Origin of the sequence: Providencia sp. PROV033, assembly GCF_028484855.1 — a bacterium.
GTDB lineage: Bacteria > Pseudomonadota > Gammaproteobacteria > Enterobacterales > Enterobacteriaceae > Providencia > Providencia alcalifaciens.
In genome coordinates, this window is the sequence record NZ_JAMPSW010000036.1 from 1 (window position 1) to 17,867 (window position 17,867).

The 17,867-nt window shown below is 40.0% G+C and carries 18 protein-coding genes; 11 read left to right on the plus strand and 7 right to left on the minus strand.

All coding sequences use genetic code 11. The annotated features are described in order from the left end of the window. Positions 1 to 53 precede the first annotated feature (53 nt). Positions 54 to 929, minus strand: a complete 876-nt coding sequence (locus PSF16_RS08340) for an aminoglycoside 6-adenylyltransferase (RefSeq protein WP_154600777.1) — start codon at positions 927 to 929, stop codon at positions 54 to 56. A 240-nt stretch (positions 930 to 1,169) separates the two neighbouring features. On the opposite strand from PSF16_RS08340, the gene nadA reads away from it, so the two are divergent. The 4 genes from nadA (at position 1,170) to PSF16_RS08360 (ending at position 5,593) form a co-directional block, all read left to right on the plus strand. Continuing rightward, positions 1,170 to 2,210 (plus strand): quinolinate synthase NadA, encoded by a 1,041-nt coding sequence (nadA, locus tag PSF16_RS08345; protein ID WP_112860098.1) that lies wholly within the window; start codon positions 1,170 to 1,172, stop codon positions 2,208 to 2,210. A 95-nt stretch (positions 2,211 to 2,305) separates the two neighbouring features. Continuing rightward, positions 2,306 to 3,028, plus strand: a complete 723-nt coding sequence (gene pnuC / locus PSF16_RS08350) for a nicotinamide riboside transporter PnuC (protein WP_272689101.1) — start codon at positions 2,306 to 2,308, stop codon at positions 3,026 to 3,028. A 343-nt stretch (positions 3,029 to 3,371) separates the two neighbouring features. Then, positions 3,372 to 4,427, plus strand: coding sequence for a 3-deoxy-7-phosphoheptulonate synthase AroG (gene aroG / locus PSF16_RS08355; protein WP_006660203.1), 1,056 nt, complete (start codon positions 3,372 to 3,374; stop codon positions 4,425 to 4,427). Positions 4,428 to 4,624: 197 nt separating this feature from the next. Beyond that, complete coding sequence (locus PSF16_RS08360; protein WP_006660202.1) at positions 4,625 to 5,593, plus strand: hypothetical protein; 969 nt, start codon at positions 4,625 to 4,627, stop codon at positions 5,591 to 5,593. Between the two features lie 47 nt (positions 5,594 to 5,640). Here PSF16_RS08360 and PSF16_RS08365 read toward each other — a convergent pair whose 3' ends face one another. The 5 genes from PSF16_RS08365 to modE form a co-directional block, all read right to left on the minus strand. Further along, entirely contained in the window at positions 5,641 to 6,396 is a 756-nt protein-coding gene (locus PSF16_RS08365) for a hypothetical protein (protein WP_006660201.1), read from the minus strand. Positions 6,397 to 6,581: 185 nt separating this feature from the next. Then, the gene (gene gpmA / locus PSF16_RS08370; protein ID WP_006660200.1) at positions 6,582 to 7,334 is read right to left on the minus strand and encodes a 2,3-diphosphoglycerate-dependent phosphoglycerate mutase; all 753 of its coding nucleotides are present in this window, start codon (positions 7,332 to 7,334) and stop codon (positions 6,582 to 6,584) included. A gap of 180 nt (positions 7,335 to 7,514) precedes the next feature. Then, the gene (locus PSF16_RS08375; RefSeq protein ID WP_272689102.1) at positions 7,515 to 8,345 is read right to left on the minus strand and encodes a CPBP family intramembrane glutamic endopeptidase; all 831 of its coding nucleotides are present in this window, start codon (positions 8,343 to 8,345) and stop codon (positions 7,515 to 7,517) included. A gap of 214 nt (positions 8,346 to 8,559) precedes the next feature. After that, positions 8,560 to 10,029, minus strand: coding sequence for a molybdate ABC transporter ATP-binding protein ModF (gene modF, locus PSF16_RS08380; RefSeq protein ID WP_036965446.1), 1,470 nt, complete (start codon positions 10,027 to 10,029; stop codon positions 8,560 to 8,562). A 133-nt stretch (positions 10,030 to 10,162) separates the two neighbouring features. Further along, on the minus strand, positions 10,163 to 10,951 hold the full coding sequence (gene modE, locus PSF16_RS08385) for a molybdenum-dependent transcriptional regulator (protein ID WP_006662297.1): 789 nt from the start codon (positions 10,949 to 10,951) through the stop codon (positions 10,163 to 10,165). Positions 10,952 to 11,143: 192 nt separating this feature from the next. Here modE and PSF16_RS08390 point away from each other — a divergent pair, with 192 nt between their 5' ends. The 6 genes from PSF16_RS08390 (at position 11,144) to modC (ending at position 15,741) form a co-directional block, all read left to right on the plus strand. Then, complete coding sequence (locus tag PSF16_RS08390) at positions 11,144 to 11,299, plus strand: AcrZ family multidrug efflux pump-associated protein (protein WP_006662296.1); 156 nt, start codon at positions 11,144 to 11,146, stop codon at positions 11,297 to 11,299. Positions 11,300 to 11,590: 291 nt separating this feature from the next. Then, complete coding sequence (locus PSF16_RS08395) at positions 11,591 to 12,196, plus strand: hypothetical protein (RefSeq protein WP_036965445.1); 606 nt, start codon at positions 11,591 to 11,593, stop codon at positions 12,194 to 12,196. Further along, entirely contained in the window at positions 12,193 to 12,978 is a 786-nt protein-coding gene (locus PSF16_RS08400) for a surface-adhesin E family protein (protein ID WP_006660193.1), read from the plus strand. The genes PSF16_RS08395 and PSF16_RS08400 overlap by 4 nt, the downstream gene beginning before the upstream one ends. A 190-nt stretch (positions 12,979 to 13,168) precedes the next feature. Beyond that, positions 13,169 to 13,945, plus strand: coding sequence for a molybdate ABC transporter substrate-binding protein (gene modA, locus PSF16_RS08405; protein ID WP_006660192.1), 777 nt, complete (start codon positions 13,169 to 13,171; stop codon positions 13,943 to 13,945). 22 nt (positions 13,946 to 13,967) lie between these two features. Beyond that, positions 13,968 to 14,657 carry a molybdate ABC transporter permease subunit gene (gene modB, locus PSF16_RS08410; protein WP_272689108.1) on the plus strand — a complete coding sequence of 230 codons (690 nt, stop codon included), beginning with the start codon at positions 13,968 to 13,970 and terminating at the stop codon, positions 14,655 to 14,657. A 1-nt stretch (position 14,658) separates the two neighbouring features. Continuing rightward, entirely contained in the window at positions 14,659 to 15,741 is a 1,083-nt protein-coding gene (gene modC / locus PSF16_RS08415; protein ID WP_006660190.1) for a molybdenum ABC transporter ATP-binding protein ModC, read from the plus strand. 114 nt (positions 15,742 to 15,855) lie between these two features. On the opposite strand, the gene PSF16_RS08420 is transcribed toward modC, so the two are convergent. Next, positions 15,856 to 16,674 carry a pyridoxal phosphatase gene (locus PSF16_RS08420; protein WP_006662294.1) on the minus strand — a complete coding sequence of 273 codons (819 nt, stop codon included), beginning with the start codon at positions 16,672 to 16,674 and terminating at the stop codon, positions 15,856 to 15,858. A 176-nt stretch (positions 16,675 to 16,850) separates the two neighbouring features. Between PSF16_RS08420 and pgl the strand changes: the two genes are divergently transcribed. Beyond that, positions 16,851 to 17,831, plus strand: a complete 981-nt coding sequence (gene pgl, locus PSF16_RS08425) for a 6-phosphogluconolactonase (protein WP_272689103.1) — start codon at positions 16,851 to 16,853, stop codon at positions 17,829 to 17,831. Positions 17,832 to 17,867: the final 36 nt, after the last annotated feature.

A 17,867-nucleotide genomic window follows, 5' to 3' on the forward strand; every position in this document is an offset into this window, starting at 1 on the left:
CCATTTCAAACCCCATCTAAAAAACCAGCATTCCCTCGCCAGCTCAATACCATTTATTCCAGGTTTTCAGGGATTAACCCATTATCCTTTAAGATCCCGATAACGATTTCTTGCACTTTTAAACCTACCGCTCGGTTATCTTGATAACCAAACAGTTCAATGGCCTCAGTCATCGCTTCCATAAAATGACCCATCAAGCAATGCAGAGATAATGCTGCTTTTTGTGTAGTTCCACAGTCGAAAAGCGTTTCAGTTGATTGGACTATACGTTCAGGCATCCATTGCTGATATTGTTTGCCGTTATACCAAACATCTTGTGGTGGTACTCTATGAGCAACAGTTCGCTCGAGTAGATTGAGAAAGAAGCGTTTCATGTCAGTACTTCTTGACCAAGCAACCCATAGCTCATTACGCGTTAACGCAATCGCGACTTGATGAGCTTCAAACCAAAAATCAGTCACTAATTCGGTGAATTGCTGCTCAGTCAATGGTGTTGGTTTTAATGCACTAGAGTTCTGTATTGAGAGTGCATCGGTAATGCCTGTTTTGTCTAACAGCACGACAAAACCGCGTGAGTAAGTACTATCTAACCCTTGTTGCTGCATATTGAGTAATCGTGAAGGCTCGGCAAAGGTAAAATCGACTTTGCGCCCTTCCTCATAAATCACTAAGCAGGTAGGGCTTTCAGGCTCATTTTCTCCACCATTTTCTAAATGTAATGCAATCAATGGATTGGCAATAAGGCTGATCCATTTTTTATCATGGAAAAGTGCGGTGACACCATGACCAATGAGTTCAATATCGATATCAGAATAGCTATCAATATTGAGTTCTCTCCCTCTAGATCCCGTGAGTATGACGGCGTCGATTCTAGGTTCGAGTAATGAAATAGAAATTATTTTATTGAGTAACGTTGCAGGTGATTCCATAACTGACCTATTGGAGTTAACAGGAGTCGCTAAGATACCGACAAATGAGGAGAAAAGCGAAAAACAAATCGTGGAAAGGGGGGGGGGACGTAAAATCATTCCCTCGTTAGGTGAAATCCTTGCAGACATCTTAGCCAAACTGGCGTATCTTGTTTAGTATATAAAACAAAAAATGCAGAATTAGTGGTTCTATGAAATTTTTTAGGCATAAAATAACTTTCTGCTAAACAGAGGCAAGACATGAGCGAGTTTATCGATTTTGACCATGCTGTTTATCCTTTTCCACCAAAACCAGCACCGTTGAATACCGATCAAAAAGCGTTTTATCGTGAGCGTATTAAGAAATTATTAGTTGAAAAAAACGCCGTGATTGTAGCGCATTACTATACCGATCCTGAAATTCAAGCTTTAGCTGAAGAAACTGGGGGATGCGTGGCTGATTCTCTTGAAATGGCACGCTTTGGCGCTAAACATAATGCTTCAACTCTCCTTGTTGCTGGTGTTCGATTTATGGGCGAAACCGCTAAGATCCTGAGCCCTGAAAAAAATATTTTGATGCCAACGCTGGAGGCCCAATGCTCGCTAGATATTGGCTGTCCGGATGAAGAATTTGCGCGTTTTTGCGATGCGCACCCAGACAGAACGGTTGTGGTATACGCCAATACCTCCGCAGCGGTTAAAGCGCGTGCCGATTGGGTTGTGACCTCCAGCATTGCGGTAGAATTGATTGATCATTTAGATAGCCTTGGTGAAAAGATCATTTGGGCACCGGATAAACACTTAGGTCGTTATGTCCAGCAACAAACTGGCGCAGATATTTTATGTTGGCAGGGGGCTTGTATCGTTCATGACGAGTTTAAAACGCAGTCACTGGAAAAAATGAAAGCCATGTATCCAGAAGCCGCGGTATTGGTACACCCAGAATCACCTCAAGCCATTGTTGATTTAGCCGATGCTGTTGGCTCGACCAGTCAACTGATTAAAGCGGCACAAAATTTACCCAATCCATCGATGATAGTGGCAACGGATAAGGGGATTTTTTACAAAATGCAGCAGGCATGCCCAGATAAGTCGTTGTACATCGCACCAACAGCCGGTGAAGGCGCGACTTGTCGTACATGTGCTCATTGTCCTTGGATGGCAATGAATGGCTTACAAGCGATTACAGAAGCCCTTGAAGGGGATGGCAGTGCGAATCAAATTTATGTAGAGGAGTATTTACGTGAAAAAGCGCTCTTGCCATTAGATAAAATGTTAAAGTTTGCAGAAAGTCTAAAATAATAAACAAAAATTTAGGGTTTAATTTCAAATGAGTTAACCCTGTGATATTGGTGAGCAATGCTATTTTAACTATTGATGATAAATAGGATTTAGGAATGGAGTTTTTTAGCACCGCAAATACGTTAATCCAGATCCCATTATGGGGTTCTGTTTATGATCTTTCGTATATTGAAGCTGTCGGTACAGCGGCTGGTTTACTGTGTATTTTATTAGCAAGTTTCGAAAAAACCATTAACTACTTATTTGGTCTGATTAACGTCACCTTATTTGCAGTCATTTTCTTCCAAATTCAGTTATACGCGAATTTACTTTTACAGGTATTTTTCTTCGGTGCCAATATTTATGGTTGGTATGCTTGGAGCCGAATGTCGAGCGCTCAAGAAGCTGAATTGAAAATTCGTTGGTTAAGCTTGCCGAAAGCGTTAACGACACTGGTAATTTCGATTTTGGCTATCATTTTTCTTACGCTAAATATTGATGTCGTCTTTGGTCGTTTAGCAACGTGGGCGGTTGAACTCTTAAATCTATTTGGCGCTAATTTAACATTGCCAATTCTTGACCCAGATGCCTTCCCATTCTGGGATTCCACTATGACGGTATTATCGGTTGTTGCGATGATTTTAATGACCCGCAAATATGTGGAAAACTGGTTACTATGGGTGGTAATTAACGTAATTAGCGTTGTGATCTTCTTTATTCAAGGGGTATACGCTATGTCCCTAGAATATTTAATATTGCTAGGTATTGCGTTAAATGGGTCACGGTTGTGGATCAAATCTGCAAAACAAAATGGCTCAAGAGCACTATCTCGCGATTAAGTATTTTTGAACAGGTAGCTTGAACATACAGCTCGATAGGAAAAAATGCAAAAAACGGCTAAAGTAACATTATCGTTGTTTAGCCGTTTCTGTATATTTTTACTCTGTATAACCCATCTATCATTTAGCAATTGTGCTAAATATCAATGTTTCACCCCATTTTATAATCAGAACTTAAATAATGGATGGTTATCTTGCCATTTTGGCTGTTTACAGATGGCTAGGGAACGGTTAGATTGAAAATTCGATACCTGTCGCATTTTAAGTTAATTGTTAGCTATTGAGACTCAAAAGGGTATGTAATTCAACCTTAGGAAAAATAATAAACATTGGATATACCAGTATGAACTATCAGAACGATGACGTCAGAGTAAAACAAATAAAAGAATTATTACCCCCTATTGCACTGCTCGAAAAATTTCCAGCAACCGATAAAGCGGCGTTTACCGTTCATGAAGCTCGTCATGCTATTCATAATATCCTAGTAGGAAAAGATGATCGTCTTGTCGTTGTTATTGGTCCATGTTCTATCCACGATACAAAAGCAGCGTTGGAATATGCTGAGCGTTTGAAAGAAATTCGTGAAGAACTAAAAGATTCCTTAGAAATCGTGATGCGTGTGTATTTTGAAAAACCGCGCACCACCGTCGGTTGGAAAGGGCTTATTAATGATCCTCATATGGATCATAGCTTTGATATTAACGAAGGGTTACGTATTGCACGTGAGCTGCTGTTAACGATTAATGACCAAGGTTTACCAACAGCAGGTGAGTTTCTCGATGTGATCAGTCCGCAATATGTAGCTGATTTAATGAGTTGGGGGGCAATTGGAGCCCGAACTACCGAGTCGCAAATTCATCGTGAGTTAGCGTCAGGCTTGTCTTGTCCCGTAGGTTTTAAAAATGGAACGGATGGGACAATTAAAATTGCCATTGATGCAATTAATTCAGCACGTTCAGCACATAGCTTCCTGTCTGTAACTAAGTGGGGGCATTCAGCCATTGTGAATACGAGCGGGAATCCTGATTGCCATATTATTCTGCGTGGTGGTAAAGAGCCAAACTACAGTGCTGAACATGTTAAAGCTGTACGAGAAGGGTTAATTAACGCAGGGTTAATCCCAAGCATTATGATTGATTTTAGTCATGCTAATAGCAGTAAGAAATTTGAAAAACAGATGGAAGTGGCGACGGATGTGAGCACTCAGCTCAGTCAAGGTGATCGCTCAATTACGGGCGTGATGATCGAAAGTCACTTAGTTGAAGGTAACCAGAATTTAGAATCAGGCGAACCTTTAGTGTACGGCAAGAGCGTGACAGATGCGTGTATTGGCTGGGATGATACGGAAAAAGTATTACGCCAATTATCGGAAGCAGTCATTGCTCGTCGAAATAAATAATCTAAATTATTCTAGTCATATATTGTAGCCCACTCAAAATCTGAGTGGGCTTTTTAATGTCCATTTTATGAAGTATTCATGTTTATAAAATAAATTAATTAACAATATGAAAAATAAATTTGTTTTATTTTTTATCTAAATATAACTTAATTTTGATGTTAACATAAATTGGCTTATTTAAAATAAAAGGATTTAAAATGGAAAGACAAACAATAAATGAAATAAATCATAAAATAAACTTAATTAATGAGTTTGATTTATTAAAAAATAAAATGGAGAGATTAAATGAAAGCTATAAAGAATATAATAAAAAAACGAGTTTGATTAGTGGTGAACTCAGTGCAATATTAGCAGAAAATCCTGATATTTATTATGATGTCTCTCATGAAAACATAGTGTTTATGTTAAAATATCAAAATGGACTTAATGTTTTTAATTCATCATTTAACAACGAAATTCATGATTTACAAGAGTTATCAATGACAATTGAAAACTGCAAAATTCCATCTGAAGATTTTTTGAAAATTAAAGATACTATTTTTAGTAAAAATAAAAAAATAGATAACATAATGAAATTAGTACCAAAATTAACTTGGAAGGATAAAGTTAACCTTCGTAATTTGAATATTGAAATTTATTCAATAATTGAGGCATATGATAAAATTAATATTGCATTTAGCAATGCATTAGATGATTTGAGGTCTTCTCTTAATCATATTGAATATTCTTTTAATGTTTATGATGAGAATAATAAAATTTACTATGGCTATGATTACATTGGTGCTCTCGATAGAAATGAAAAATATCTCAGTGAGTTAGATATTTCATTGGCTAATCTAGAGTATAATTTAGCAAATGAACAGCTAACTCAAGATGAAATTGAATCGCTTGATATAAAAATACAATACCAAAAGGAAGAAAAAGAGTTAATTATCGATGAAAATAAAGCAATAGAAAGTGCACTTCAGCTATTGGGACTGAGTCGAGAAAATAGAATTATTATGCATTTTCCTGATATTATTGAGATGACCAGTAACGATATATCAGGAAACTTAACCGTAGCTATTGCTGGATTTAAAGTCATAGACACTAATGCTATTGAGAAGGCAGTCATGGATGTCGCGCCAATAAAAGGTTTGATACCACAAATTCCTCAAGTTAATTAAGACCGATAAACCACTGCCAAAGGATTGGCTGGCAGTGGTTCTTGGCGTTACTGAAATTTGGCTATTTTCTTAAGAAGTAAGCCTAATTGATCTTTGGGCTCAAATTCGGTGTCGCTGATGTTCTCTGGGCGAGCGGTTAATATCAGCCTTTCATTAGGTACATTCACATGGAAATAGAGCTTTCCTTTATGGCTTTTTACGTAGAACACATCACTGAGAGGAATACGATAACAATACGCAAAGATATTTGGACGAATATAAAAATGGTTATCCTTGATAGCTAGGTAGGTCGAAGAACTGGCTTTTTTACCAAAGAAACCCAAGAAAACGGCGAATACAAATAAAAACATTCCTAAGCTCTGACTTAATACAATCAGCACGATACCTAAAATAGCAATGGAAAACACCATGATAGTATTGTTGCGCTTGTTCATTGGAATATTAATGTCGAAAGGTACATTAATCGTAGTATCAAATGGGGTCAGTTGATGGTAGCGCCAACGAATAGCAGAAAAAATCATTCCCATCGCAAAGACAATCGTAATGGGCATTAACGCAATACTGCTGATAATGGCAAGGACAATGGCAAATGTCGGCTTATAGTTGAGTACCATCATGCTCACAATTTGCAGTGGGAAGCTGACACAGGCTATGATCATCAATGTTTTCATCAATTCAGGGTTTGCACTTCCCGCGGGCCCTTCAAGGCTCATTTCTCCGGTTTGTAACATATACAGGAGCGCACCTAAAATACTGGCGCTGAGGATCAACCCAACCCAGACATAAAGATTAAATTTATTCATTATCTTGTTTTATCAACCTTTCAGTAAATTTTGCCTATGATAGTCGGTTATTGTCGTTTTCGACACTCCAAGCGAATAGATTTTATGATCGAGTCAGTAAAATGGGGAAAATAGTGATAAAAAAGGGCTAAGCCATTAGCTTAACCCTCAATTTAACCACTTTAGGTCTTACATGAAGTAAGTGATTACTTCGCTTTACCTTGGTTAGCTACCGCTGCTTGTTTCGCTGCGATTTCATCTTGGTTGCCCAAATAGTAGTGTTTGATTGGTTTCATGTTTTCATCAAATTCATAAACCAGCGGCACTGCTGTTGGGATGTTCAGGTTCAAAATTTCTTCTTCACCCATGTTATCCAAGTATTTAACCAGTGCACGCAGTGAGTTACCATGTGCAGCGATGATCACTTTCTCGCCTTTCTCAACGCGTGGTTTAATCACTTCTTCCCAGTAAGGAACAACACGGTCGATAGTCGTTGCTAAACTTTCAGTAACTGGCAGTTCAGATGGTTTTAAGTTTGCGTAGCGTGGGTCGTGACCAGGGAAACGCTCATCATCTTTTGTCAGATCTGGAGGCGTGATAGCAAAGCCACGGCGCCACAGTTTCACTTGCTCATCGCCGTATTTTGCTGCGGTTTCTGATTTGTCTAAACCTTGCAGTGCACCGTAGTGACGTTCGTTTAGTTTCCAGCTTTTTTCAACTGGCAGCCATTGCTGTTCAACTTGATCCAGAATGTTCCATAAGGTGTGAATAGCACGTTTCAGAACAGAGGTATAAGCGAAATCAAAAACAAAACCTTCTTTTTTCAGCAGTTGACCTGCATTTTTTGCTTCTTCGCGACCTTTTTCTGACAGTTCTACATCAGTCCAACCGGTGAAGCGGTTTTCTTTGTTCCACTCACTCTCACCGTGTCTTACTAAAACCAGTTTAGTTACAGCCATAGCTAAAACTCCTATCAGTACATTCAAATTAAAAATGAATTATTGCTGAGTTACATTATAGGGATAGTCAACTCGAACGCTAGTAACAACTTACGTTTTCACCAAGCCAAATCAAAAAATGCACCAGTGCAGGTACGTTTACATGAAAATCGTTGGCGTAAAAGTGACTAAATTGCCTGTTTATTGCCCAGATACCATTCTTATGGGATAAGTAAAAAATAACAGATGAACTAAATTTAACCCGAAGTGAAACGATACAGCAAGCCATAATTTACCGCTCCACATCCAAGCAAGACCATAAATCAGACCTGCAAGTGTAGCAAACAGGATTAATAACGGTCCTCCAGCAAAGTGGGCAGCACCAAACAATAATGCCGTGAGTATCAATGCTAGATAAGGCGAGCCTGACCATTGAGTAAGACGTTGTTGTAGGTATCCACGAAATAGTGCTTCTTCAGCGAAAGAAACGAACAGTATATTACTGATAACAAATGCAGGTAGCCAAGTGGGTAAATGAAATTCAACGCCTAAACCACCTGCAAGTGTGGCGATAATGAGTAGCACAGGAACCGCGATAATGAGTAGTAGCCACTGGCGACGAGAGGCATTTTTTACCGGTTTAGAGACGAGTAAAGTGGGTAAGCAAGCGAGCAAAATAAAAGGAATTAATGCTTTATCAAAGTTAAAATACAGCGTAAATGATGCGCTTTGTGCACCAACGAATGCTTTATCTAAATATTTTAGATTATTAAATCCTGGAAGTGCATGAATCAATAGTCCAATAGCGCAGGAAACAAGGATGATTTCACTGCCTATTTTTAGGATTGAAATGTGTGAGTAGTACAAATGAATGATGCAAATAGCCGTAATAAAGCCGAGTAATAGCAGTGCTTGCCAATGAATGATGCCAGTGAATGCTGCGATGGTGATGGCAATGAACAAGAGTAACAATGAAACAAATCGATGTGTGGTGAGTGTGACAAGTGATGAGGCTAACATTAACCAAGCCATAAGTAATACCTATATAAATATTTAAATTATTAAAACGGCAGATTTTAAGGAAATTTGGCTAATTTTCGATTTTAAATTGTTATTTCTGTATTTTTGCTAAAATAATTTTTATTAATCAATATGTTAATTTTGGTTTATTAATATTTATATTCAATCATTAGATTGAATATCGCTGAAAACAGAATATTCTATTTATCAGCGATATAGCATAGCGTTAAATTTTATCAATCTCGTAACGGTATTTCTCACCCTCAGGGACAAATCTGAGTCGGTGTGTAATACACGATGGGGCGTCTTCCTGATGATGGGAAACAAATAACAGCTGGGTATTCCCTTTGCTGAGCATGATATCGATGAAACGCAACACAAGAAGTCGATTTAATCCATCGAGTCCTTGTAGTGGTTCATCAAGAATCAGCAAGGCAGGGTGTTTAACTAAGGCTCGGGCAATGAGGACTAATCGCTGCTGACCCCACGATAAGCTATGAAAGGGTTGTTGAGCCGTTTGTGGTGCTAATCCAAGTAGCGCTAACCATTCATACGCTAGCTGAATCTGGTGGTCAGATGGGGTTTGATACAAACCAATGGAATCATGAAAGCCAGAAATAATCACGTTGAGAACGCTGGTTGCCACACGATATTCTTGGTGAATACTGTTACTGACGTAGCCAATATGACGTTTAATATCCCAAATGGTTTCCCCGCTACCCCGGCGGCGTCCAAACAGGGTTAAATCATTGCTATAACCTTGAGGGTGGTCTCCGGTGATCAGGCTCAATAATGTGGATTTACCTGCACCATTTTCACCAATGATCTGCCAATGTTCACCAGGGTTAACTTGCCAATTTAAGCCATGTAAAATCGGTTTATCGTTATAGCTCACAACACCATTATTCAAAATAATGTGTGGTATTTCGTGATCTAGTCCATCATCAAGAGTCGGGTCTTCTTGCTCAGGGATCGTGAGCTGTTTGATTTTTTCACTGTGCTGTAGCTGGCTAATTAATGTATTAGCAAGCACAGACTCTCTATCTCCGCTCATAGTGAGCTTACAGTCAGCAACTACACCTAGGTGTTCGACAAAATCAGGAATTTGATCAAAACGATTGAGAACCAATATTAATGTGAGACCTTTTTCATGAAGATCAAACAGGAGCTCGCTAAGATTATGACGGGAATAAATATCTAGACCATCGAAGGGTTCATCTAAGATCACTAAATCGGGTGAGCCCATTAAGGTTTGGCACAGCAAGACTTTGCGGGTTTCTCCCGTCGAGAGATATTTAAATCGACGTGACAGTAAGTCACTAATACCAAATTTAGCGGCGAGCTCTAAGCACAGTTCGTTATCTTTATGATGAAGTTGAATAATTTCAGCTGCGGTAAAACCTGTGTCGTCTTCATCCTCGCTGAGTAAATCGGTATTATTACGTTGCCATTCTTGGGCAATAATCTTTTGAAGCTGCTCGAAAGAGAGGCGAATAGGCGACTTAAAGTCAACTTGGATCATGCCTGAAAGAGATTGAAGCTCCCCAGACAACACACGGGCTAGCGATGATTTTCCACTGCCATTTGCGCCAATAAAAGCCCAGCTTTCACCCGAATGAATTTCGAGATGAGGAATATCGAGCGTTTGAGTCTCGCTCAGCTTAAAGCACCCATTTTGTATTGTTATCGAGCTCATTTAGCTTCCTTATCATTGACCTGTCTGTTACCACAAATAATCAGGTTTACAAGCAAAGTCAATAAGTCACTCTGGACGGAAGCTAAAAAAGTCGAATAAAAGGTCTGAATTTGGGGTGTTAATCCCTAAAAATCTAACAAAGTGTAGCGATAATCACTTGATCTGCATTAAATAGTGCAGTTATTGGATCATTAACTGCGAGTTTTATCGCATCAACTTCTTGATTTGATAAGGTGGAGCAAAGCGTTTCACCACCCGATAAAGTGACGAGAATCTCGCTATTTTCTGGTCCTCTTTCGAGGGTTGAAACGACGCCGCTCAGTTGGTTATCAAAGTGAGTCTTGCTCGGTTGTTTCGTTAATTTGACCCACGGGGCTTTAATGAGAGCGAGAACTTCTTTTCCTTCAACTAAGCCAAGACGATTAGCGCTGGATTCGGTCAGGGCTGCGTTGATGACGGTTTTTTGATCGGCGAGTTTGACTTGAACATGCTGCAATACATGATTGTGATCTCGAGCAATCAAGGTGCCAAAAAATTGGTTACGGGCGCTGGTTTGTAGTGAAAAGCGAGAAATGGCGGCTAATAAGCTATCCAGTGGTAGGCTATCATCTTTGAGTACATCAAACGCTTTTTGCTGAATTTGTCCCAGTAAATCATAGAGCTGAATCAGTCTTTCTCCGTAGGGCGTCAGGGTCGTCCCACCGCCGCCTTTGCCTCCAGTGGCCCTGTCTACGAGAATGTCATCGGTGAGCAGGTTCATCTCATTGATGGCATCCCAAGCGCTTTTATAGCTGATCCCTGCAAGTTTAGCGCCTTGGCTAATTGAACCTGTTGCTTTTATTTGTTTCAATAGGGCAATTCGGCGAGGATCGGCAAACAAATTTCCCTGTAGTTTCAATGTAAGTAAGATTTCGGCCTGCATTGTATTCGAACTCCCTAGCTAGGATTATGGCGGCAAAGACAAAAAGCACATTTAGTATGTTGCTAGTATAATAATTTGTCTAAAATAGTATGCAATATAATGCTATTGTGCGTTATTATTTTCGTTGTATTGGTTTTTTCCTCGTCAGCGTATCAGCATGCTGGTGAGCACAGTATCACTGAAGAGGTTTCGATGTTAGAACTTATCAAAAGTTTGGGCTTTGCCCTATTAATGGTTCCAGTTGTCATGGTGCTGATTATGGGTCTGATCTATGGCTTAGGTTCATTTTTTAACTTATTGTCTAAAGCGCACGTTCCACATCACCATCATCATGAAGAAAGCAAATAATCTCTTGTAGATTTATTTTCTTGCTAATTATTGCCCTCTGACTACTGAGTAGTTGGGGGGCAAGTCATTTTTAACACTCCAAAAATGATTCTTTATAATAGCCAACAGGCTGTTATGGGAAGCCCATCAAAAATTATCAACGATAAATGTATTTCTGCTGTAATTATTCCATTTAATTCGATATATATAACCAATGTGTATAGATGCTCTCACTTATTAAATTTATAACGCATACTATATTAATATTATAAGTATTTTTTGAAGATTAAATGTTATTTAAAGGATGGTTTTATGAAGTTATTTATGGCGATTTTTATTCAATTGATAGTGATATTAGGTATTAATACGGCGAGCGCCTCCGCACTGGTAAAATCATTATCGAATTGCGATGCTGGTTTTTTCAAAGAAGCCAGTAAAAATAAAGGGTTAAATCAGATTTTTAATGAATTTTATCAACAAAAAATGATTGATGGCAACGCTTTTATCAAGCCAATTTCAATACAAGACGGTAAATTAAAACTCGAAAAATTTTCAGTAGAATATACGGACTTCAATAAATATAAGGGTGTTGTACCAAATGCACCGACGGGAGAATATTATTTTTGGGGATTTGAAACAAACCAGCCTTTTAATGACGTAATTAAAGCGTTATCACCACAAATAGATTTAGTTAAAGTCTCAGATGATTCTTACGTATATAACGCAATGTATCGTAATTCTGTATCGGATAAATGGCTCAAAAATAACTCACCTGCGTCAAATATGGCTCCTGATGAAGAATCGGCTGAAAAGCTTTTCATTATTGAAGTTAATAGCGACAAAAAAGTGACGCTATTTTGTACTATCCAAGGAAAAGTCGATCAGAAGGATCTACGTGAATCAGGGTTAATCAAATGAAAGTTAAATTCATGATGCTGTCATTTGCCTGCCTTACCGTCGTGGGTTGCCAAAATATCGGTAAATCTTCAACGCAATCCGATTTCCAATCTTCAGCGCTGCCCGCAGGATATGTAAAGTGGTTTGAAACGAAATCAAGCAACTTGTATATGGCGAAACCAGATTCGCATTACTACAAAGGTAACCCTGATCTGGTTCAGATCGATATCGTGACGTCATTTAAAAAAGAAGAAGAGTTCCGCGGTGTGAAAATGAAGTCGATGAGAGCGACGCATGTTTACGATTGTAGAAAAACCAATAAATATACGGAGCGACCAATCGGATTCTTTGCTAACCCATATGCGACGGGTAAGCCAGATATTCCTTACCCAGAGACGAGTAGCAATTGGGAAATCGCAGGGGAGAATAATTTTAATGGCATGTTTTGGAAAAAGTTGTGCGAAATGCGTGCCGATGTTGATAAATCCACGGATATTTTTGTGGATGTTTTAAATCAACAAAGTCCCCTAAAAATAAATGATTGGCTGAGTGTGACAGGGGCAGAAAAGAAAGCCAATGTTATTCATATTTCATACCAAGTGGATAACATGACAAAAGAAGCATTCCAGCAAAAGTTCAATAACGAAATTAAACATCAGCAGGTTGCAAGGCACTGTGATTTGTTTATGAATAAGTTTGGGATGGCAAAACCTAAAGCTATCTATTTAGATTTTTACATCAAAGGCTCTATTGCAGAATCCCTCGAAATTGACGATCGGCAATGTCAGTCTGTTGTTAAATAAATTTTTTAGTCACTATGATTGGATAGGCAATAGAAATACTAATGTTGTCTATCCTCCTGTCGATATTATTGTTATATGTGCGTAAATCCACCAATTATTGAGCTAGCACACTTTTATGGATGGTTTAACTTTAAGTTAACGCTGTATCTTGATATATATAGCGAGTTGAATAATACAATGGTGGATTAACATGAAAAAAGGTTTGATATCTCTAGTTGCTGGTGCCACGTTAACGCTGACGATGGCAGGGAATAGTTTCGCGGCTGAAAAAATTACAGTTTTCGCTGCTGCATCATTGACAAACGCCCTGAATGAAATTTCAGAGCAATATAAGAAAGAAACGAATGTGGAAGTGGTGGCGTCTTACGCATCTTCTTCAACGTTGGCCCGCCAAATTGAGCAAGGTGCGCCAGCAAATATGTTTATCTCTGCTGATCAGCAATGGATGGATTTTGCGATTGATAAAAATCTCATGGTTAAAGACACGCGTTACACCTTGTTAGGTAACGAATTAGTGTTAATCGCACCGAAAGATTCAAAAATTGATAAAGTTGAAATCAATAAACAGACAGATTGGAAAAAATTGTTAGATGGCGGTCGGTTAGCTGTCGGTGACCCTGACCACGTTCCTGTCGGTATTTATGCAAAAGAAGCGTTGACCTATTTAGGGGCTTGGGAAACGGTTGATCCGTTATTGGCACGTACAAATAACGTACGCAGTGGCATGGCGTTAGTTGAGCGTCAAGAAGCGCCATTAGGCATCGTATATGGTTCTGATGCGGTAGCAAGCCAGAAAGTCAAAGTAGTCGGAATTTTCCCTGCGGATACTCATAAACCTGTTGAATATCCAATGGGAATTGTGAAAGATCAGGATAATAAAGCGACCCGTGATTACTATGAATACTTAAAAACCCCAGCGGCTTCAGAAGTATTTAAACGTTACGGTTTCACTCCAAATCAAAAATAGCTAAGAGATCATATCGTTGCAGATGTTAAGTCCTTATGAATGGGAAGCGATTTACCTAAGTTTAAAAGTTTCCAGTGTGGCGGTGCTATTTAGCTTACCGCTTGGTATTTTAATGGCTTGGGTGTTAGTCCGCTGCCATTTTCCGGGCAAAACATTGCTCGACAGTATCATCCACTTGCCACTGGTGCTACCGCCAGTGGTAGTGGGCTATTTACTGTTAGTCAGCATGGGTAAGCGTGGATTTATTGGCGAATGGTTGTATGACTGGTTTGGCTTCAGTTTTACATTTAGTTGGCGAGGAGCCGCATTAGCATCAGCCGTGGTGGCATTCCCCCTCATGGTTCGGGCTATTCGCTTAGCGCTCGAAGCGGTAGATAAAAAACTTGAACAAGCCGCTCGAACCCTTGGCGCTAATCTATTAAGGGTATTTTTTACTATTACTATCCCACTATCATTACCCGGGATTATTGTTGGTACTGTCTTAGCGTTTGCTCGTTCTCTCGGGGAATTTGGTGCAACAATTACGTTTGTGTCTAATATTCCGGGGGAAACTCAGACAATCCCATTAGCGATGTACACCTTGATAGAAACGCCCGGAGCAGAAACGGATGCGGCGCGTCTGTGTATTATTGCGATTGTCTTAGCATTAATTTCGTTATTAATTTCAGAATGGCTAACCCGTTGGGGCAAGAAGCGTCTGGGGGTAGCTTAATATGTTAGAACTGAATTTTTCTCAAAAATTGGGTGACTTACAAATGGAAGTTAACACCCAGTTACCGACAGAAAGTATTACTGCCGTTTTTGGTTTATCTGGAGCGGGTAAAACATCCTTAATCAACGTCATTGGCGGATTAACCAAACCAAACAAAGGGCGTATTGTTCTGAATGGACGTACGCTGGTGGATATTGAAAAAGGAATTTGTTTACCCCCCGAAAAACGCCATATTGGGTATGTTTTCCAAGATGCTCGGCTATTTCCTCATTATCGGGTTAAAAGTAATTTGCGCTACGGTATGGCACCGCAAATGAAAGATAAGTTTGATGACATAGTTGAATTACTGGGTATTGAAAAGCTACTTAATCGCTTCCCCATTACGCTTTCTGGCGGAGAAAAACAACGAGTTGCCATTGGGCGAGCATTATTAACGGCGCCAGAAATTTTATTGATGGATGAGCCGCTAGCATCGCTCGACTTGCCGCGTAAGCGAGAATTACTGCCTTATTTAGAAAAATTATCGCAAGACGTTAAAATCCCGATTTTGTATGTTAGCCATAGTCTGGATGAAATTTTGCGCTTGGCGGATAAAGTGATTGTGATGGCGCAGGGTAAAGTTAAAGCATTTGGTCCGCTAGAGGATGTATGGGCGAGTAGCGCATTACGTCCTTGGTTGCAGCAAGAAACCTTGAGTAGTGTATTGAATGTAGAAGTCCACAGCCAGCATCCTGACTACCAAATGACAGCTGTTATGGTGGGAACTCAGAAGCTGTGGATCCCCCGTGTTGATGTTGATAAAAATAGCGCTTTACGATTACGTATCGATGCATCCGATGTCTCTTTAGTGCTTGAAAAACCGTTGATAAGTAGTATTCGAAATATTCTGTCAGCGGAAGTGGTGGAGTGGATAGAGGATGGAGAGCAAGTGGATGTGAAGTTAGATCTGGGCGATGAACACTATTTATGGGCGAGGATCACGCGCTGGGCAAGGGATGAGTTGTCGATTCGTAAAGGGCGTAAGGTATTTGCGCAGGTTAAGTCAATCTCTCTTTCTAAAGGCTCGTCATTCTTCACATCGTAGCATTGTTGACTTCATTCACTTGCCCTAGTCATATACACAAGTATATGCCTAGGGATGAGTGAATTTGTCGCCTAGCGGCAATAAGAATAACTCAGAGCCTTACATTGAGTCGTTTTACAAAACATATTTGCGAATGACTTCGGCGATACCAGGTTCGGTATTCACGCGAGTCACTAATTTCGCTTGCTGCTTGACTTCATCAACAGCGTTGCCCATGGCAACGCCTAGACCCGCCGTTGTGAGCATACTTAAATCATTGAAATTATCGCCGAAAGCAACCACATCATTCATGCTCATACCTTGGGATTCTACCCATTCTTTCAGGCGTTGACCTTTGCTATTACCTTTGCGACCCACATCCACTTGATCTTCCCACGACCATTCGCAATCCAAGTCTAATTCTGACTCAATTTCACGAACAACATCATGTAGGCGTTGGTGATCCGGTGAAGTGACCGCAAATTTCCAAATAGACTCATAATTATTCAGTGCATGAGCAAAATCTTCGATAAACTCGAGGTTTGGACGTTGATTTGGGGGCAAAGATTGTGCCCAATTTAATGTGCGAGTCACACCTTCAGTTTTGGTGTGGTATAGCATGGCATTATCAACATACATTAAGTGTTGGATATCGGAACCGCGCAGTTTATCAATCAGTAAGGCTGCGGAGTCAACCGTCATTGGGTTAGATTTAAGGACTTTTTTGCCTAAATAGTCATACAGGTAGGTACCGTTACAGCAGATGGCAGGGGTATCTAAGTCAAGGGTCTGATAAAACGGATGAATGGCCACATGGTGACGACCTGTCACAATAATGACTTTAACCCCTTGTCGACGGGCTTCATTTAGCACTTCTAGGGATTCAGGCAGAATTTTTTTCTGGTGATCAAGTAGCGTTCCATCGAGATCGAGGGCAATAACACGGTATGACATAAACGACTCCATCAGATTTTTTCGGATTCATTTTAGGGCTTTATGATAACTGAAGTTGATTAGTGTTTATACATTAAACTGTGCGGAGGCGGTTTTTAGCGGTAATTTGATTTTTTTTCGGTATAGTCAATCCATTATTTCATGCTGCTGTTTTTACTATCAATCAAGGAGTCAGGATGGATCAGGTTGTTTATGTTGCCAGCCCAGAAAGCCAACAAATTCACGTTTGGGCGATGAATCAAGTGGGTGAACTCTCACTACTGCAAACCGTGAGTACACCGGGACAAGTGCAGCCAATGGTGGTGAGTCACGACAAAAAGCAGTTGTATATTGGGGGGGGTCCTCATCTGAGTGTAGTGACTTATGACATTGAACCTCAAGGCACACTATGTTTTAAAGCACAAACTAGCGTACCAGGTAAACCGGTGCATTTATCGCTGGATAACAGTGGTAAATTTTTATTTGTCCCTTCATATCATCAGCATAACTTAGCGGTGTTGCCGATTGGTTGTGATGGGGTTGCTGGTGCGCCTATTCAAGTGATTGAAGGGCTACGTCATCCACATTCATCGCATATGGATGCGGATAATCAGCAACTTTGGGTGCCATGTTTAGGTGAAGATCACATCCGTTTATTTAATCTGGCAGAAAATGGTTATTTAACCGAAGCCACGGCAGATCAAATTACAACTGCACCGAAGGCAGGTCCACGCCATTTAGCCTTACACCCGAATAAGAGCGTGATCTACTGCCTTAATGAGTTAGATTCAACGATTAACGTTTATCATAAATTTACACGTTACCGTGAAATGCAGAATGTCGCACTGTACCCTGCGGGCAATCAAAGCCAACGTTGGGCGGCAGATATTCATATCACACCAGACGGTCGTCATTTGTATGCGAGTGAGCGTTCAGAAAGTTATTTAAGCCACTATCAAGTTTCAGATAATGGGCGAGAATTAAGCTTGGTAGAACGCTACCCAACAGAGGCGCAACCGCGAGGCTTTAATATTGATCCAACCGGTTGTTTCTTAGTGGCGAGTGGGCAAAAATCCGATCATATTTCAGTATCAAAAATTGATCAGATAACGGGGGAATTGACGGAACTAGCACGCTATAAAGCGTCCGCGGGCTGTATGTGGGTCACCTTCCGTTAACGGTTGATGACGATGTCGCTGAGTGGATTGCTCAGC

Coding starts and splice junctions, on each gene's coding strand:
- PSF16_RS08340 (WP_154600777.1), bottom strand. CDS start 929: ATGGAATCACCTGCAACGTTACTCAATAAAATAATTTCTATTTCATTA.
- nadA (WP_112860098.1), top strand. CDS start 1,170: ATGAGCGAGTTTATCGATTTTGACCATGCTGTTTATCCTTTTCCACCA.
- pnuC (WP_272689101.1), top strand. CDS start 2,306: ATGGAGTTTTTTAGCACCGCAAATACGTTAATCCAGATCCCATTATGG.
- aroG (WP_006660203.1), top strand. CDS start 3,372: ATGAACTATCAGAACGATGACGTCAGAGTAAAACAAATAAAAGAATTA.
- PSF16_RS08360 (WP_006660202.1), top strand. CDS start 4,625: ATGGAAAGACAAACAATAAATGAAATAAATCATAAAATAAACTTAATT.
- PSF16_RS08365 (WP_006660201.1), bottom strand. CDS start 6,396: ATGAATAAATTTAATCTTTATGTCTGGGTTGGGTTGATCCTCAGCGCC.
- gpmA (WP_006660200.1), bottom strand. CDS start 7,334: ATGGCTGTAACTAAACTGGTTTTAGTAAGACACGGTGAGAGTGAGTGG.
- PSF16_RS08375 (WP_272689102.1), bottom strand. CDS start 8,345: ATGGCTTGGTTAATGTTAGCCTCATCACTTGTCACACTCACCACACAT.
- modF (WP_036965446.1), bottom strand. CDS start 10,029: ATGAGCTCGATAACAATACAAAATGGGTGCTTTAAGCTGAGCGAGACT.
- modE (WP_006662297.1), bottom strand. CDS start 10,951: ATGCAGGCCGAAATCTTACTTACATTGAAACTACAGGGAAATTTGTTT.
- PSF16_RS08390 (WP_006662296.1), top strand. CDS start 11,144: ATGTTAGAACTTATCAAAAGTTTGGGCTTTGCCCTATTAATGGTTCCA.
- PSF16_RS08395 (WP_036965445.1), top strand. CDS start 11,591: ATGAAGTTATTTATGGCGATTTTTATTCAATTGATAGTGATATTAGGT.
- PSF16_RS08400 (WP_006660193.1), top strand. CDS start 12,193: ATGAAAGTTAAATTCATGATGCTGTCATTTGCCTGCCTTACCGTCGTG.
- modA (WP_006660192.1), top strand. CDS start 13,169: ATGAAAAAAGGTTTGATATCTCTAGTTGCTGGTGCCACGTTAACGCTG.
- modB (WP_272689108.1), top strand. CDS start 13,968: ATGTTAAGTCCTTATGAATGGGAAGCGATTTACCTAAGTTTAAAAGTT.
- modC (WP_006660190.1), top strand. CDS start 14,659: ATGTTAGAACTGAATTTTTCTCAAAAATTGGGTGACTTACAAATGGAA.
- PSF16_RS08420 (WP_006662294.1), bottom strand. CDS start 16,674: ATGTCATACCGTGTTATTGCCCTCGATCTCGATGGAACGCTACTTGAT.
- pgl (WP_272689103.1), top strand. CDS start 16,851: ATGGATCAGGTTGTTTATGTTGCCAGCCCAGAAAGCCAACAAATTCAC.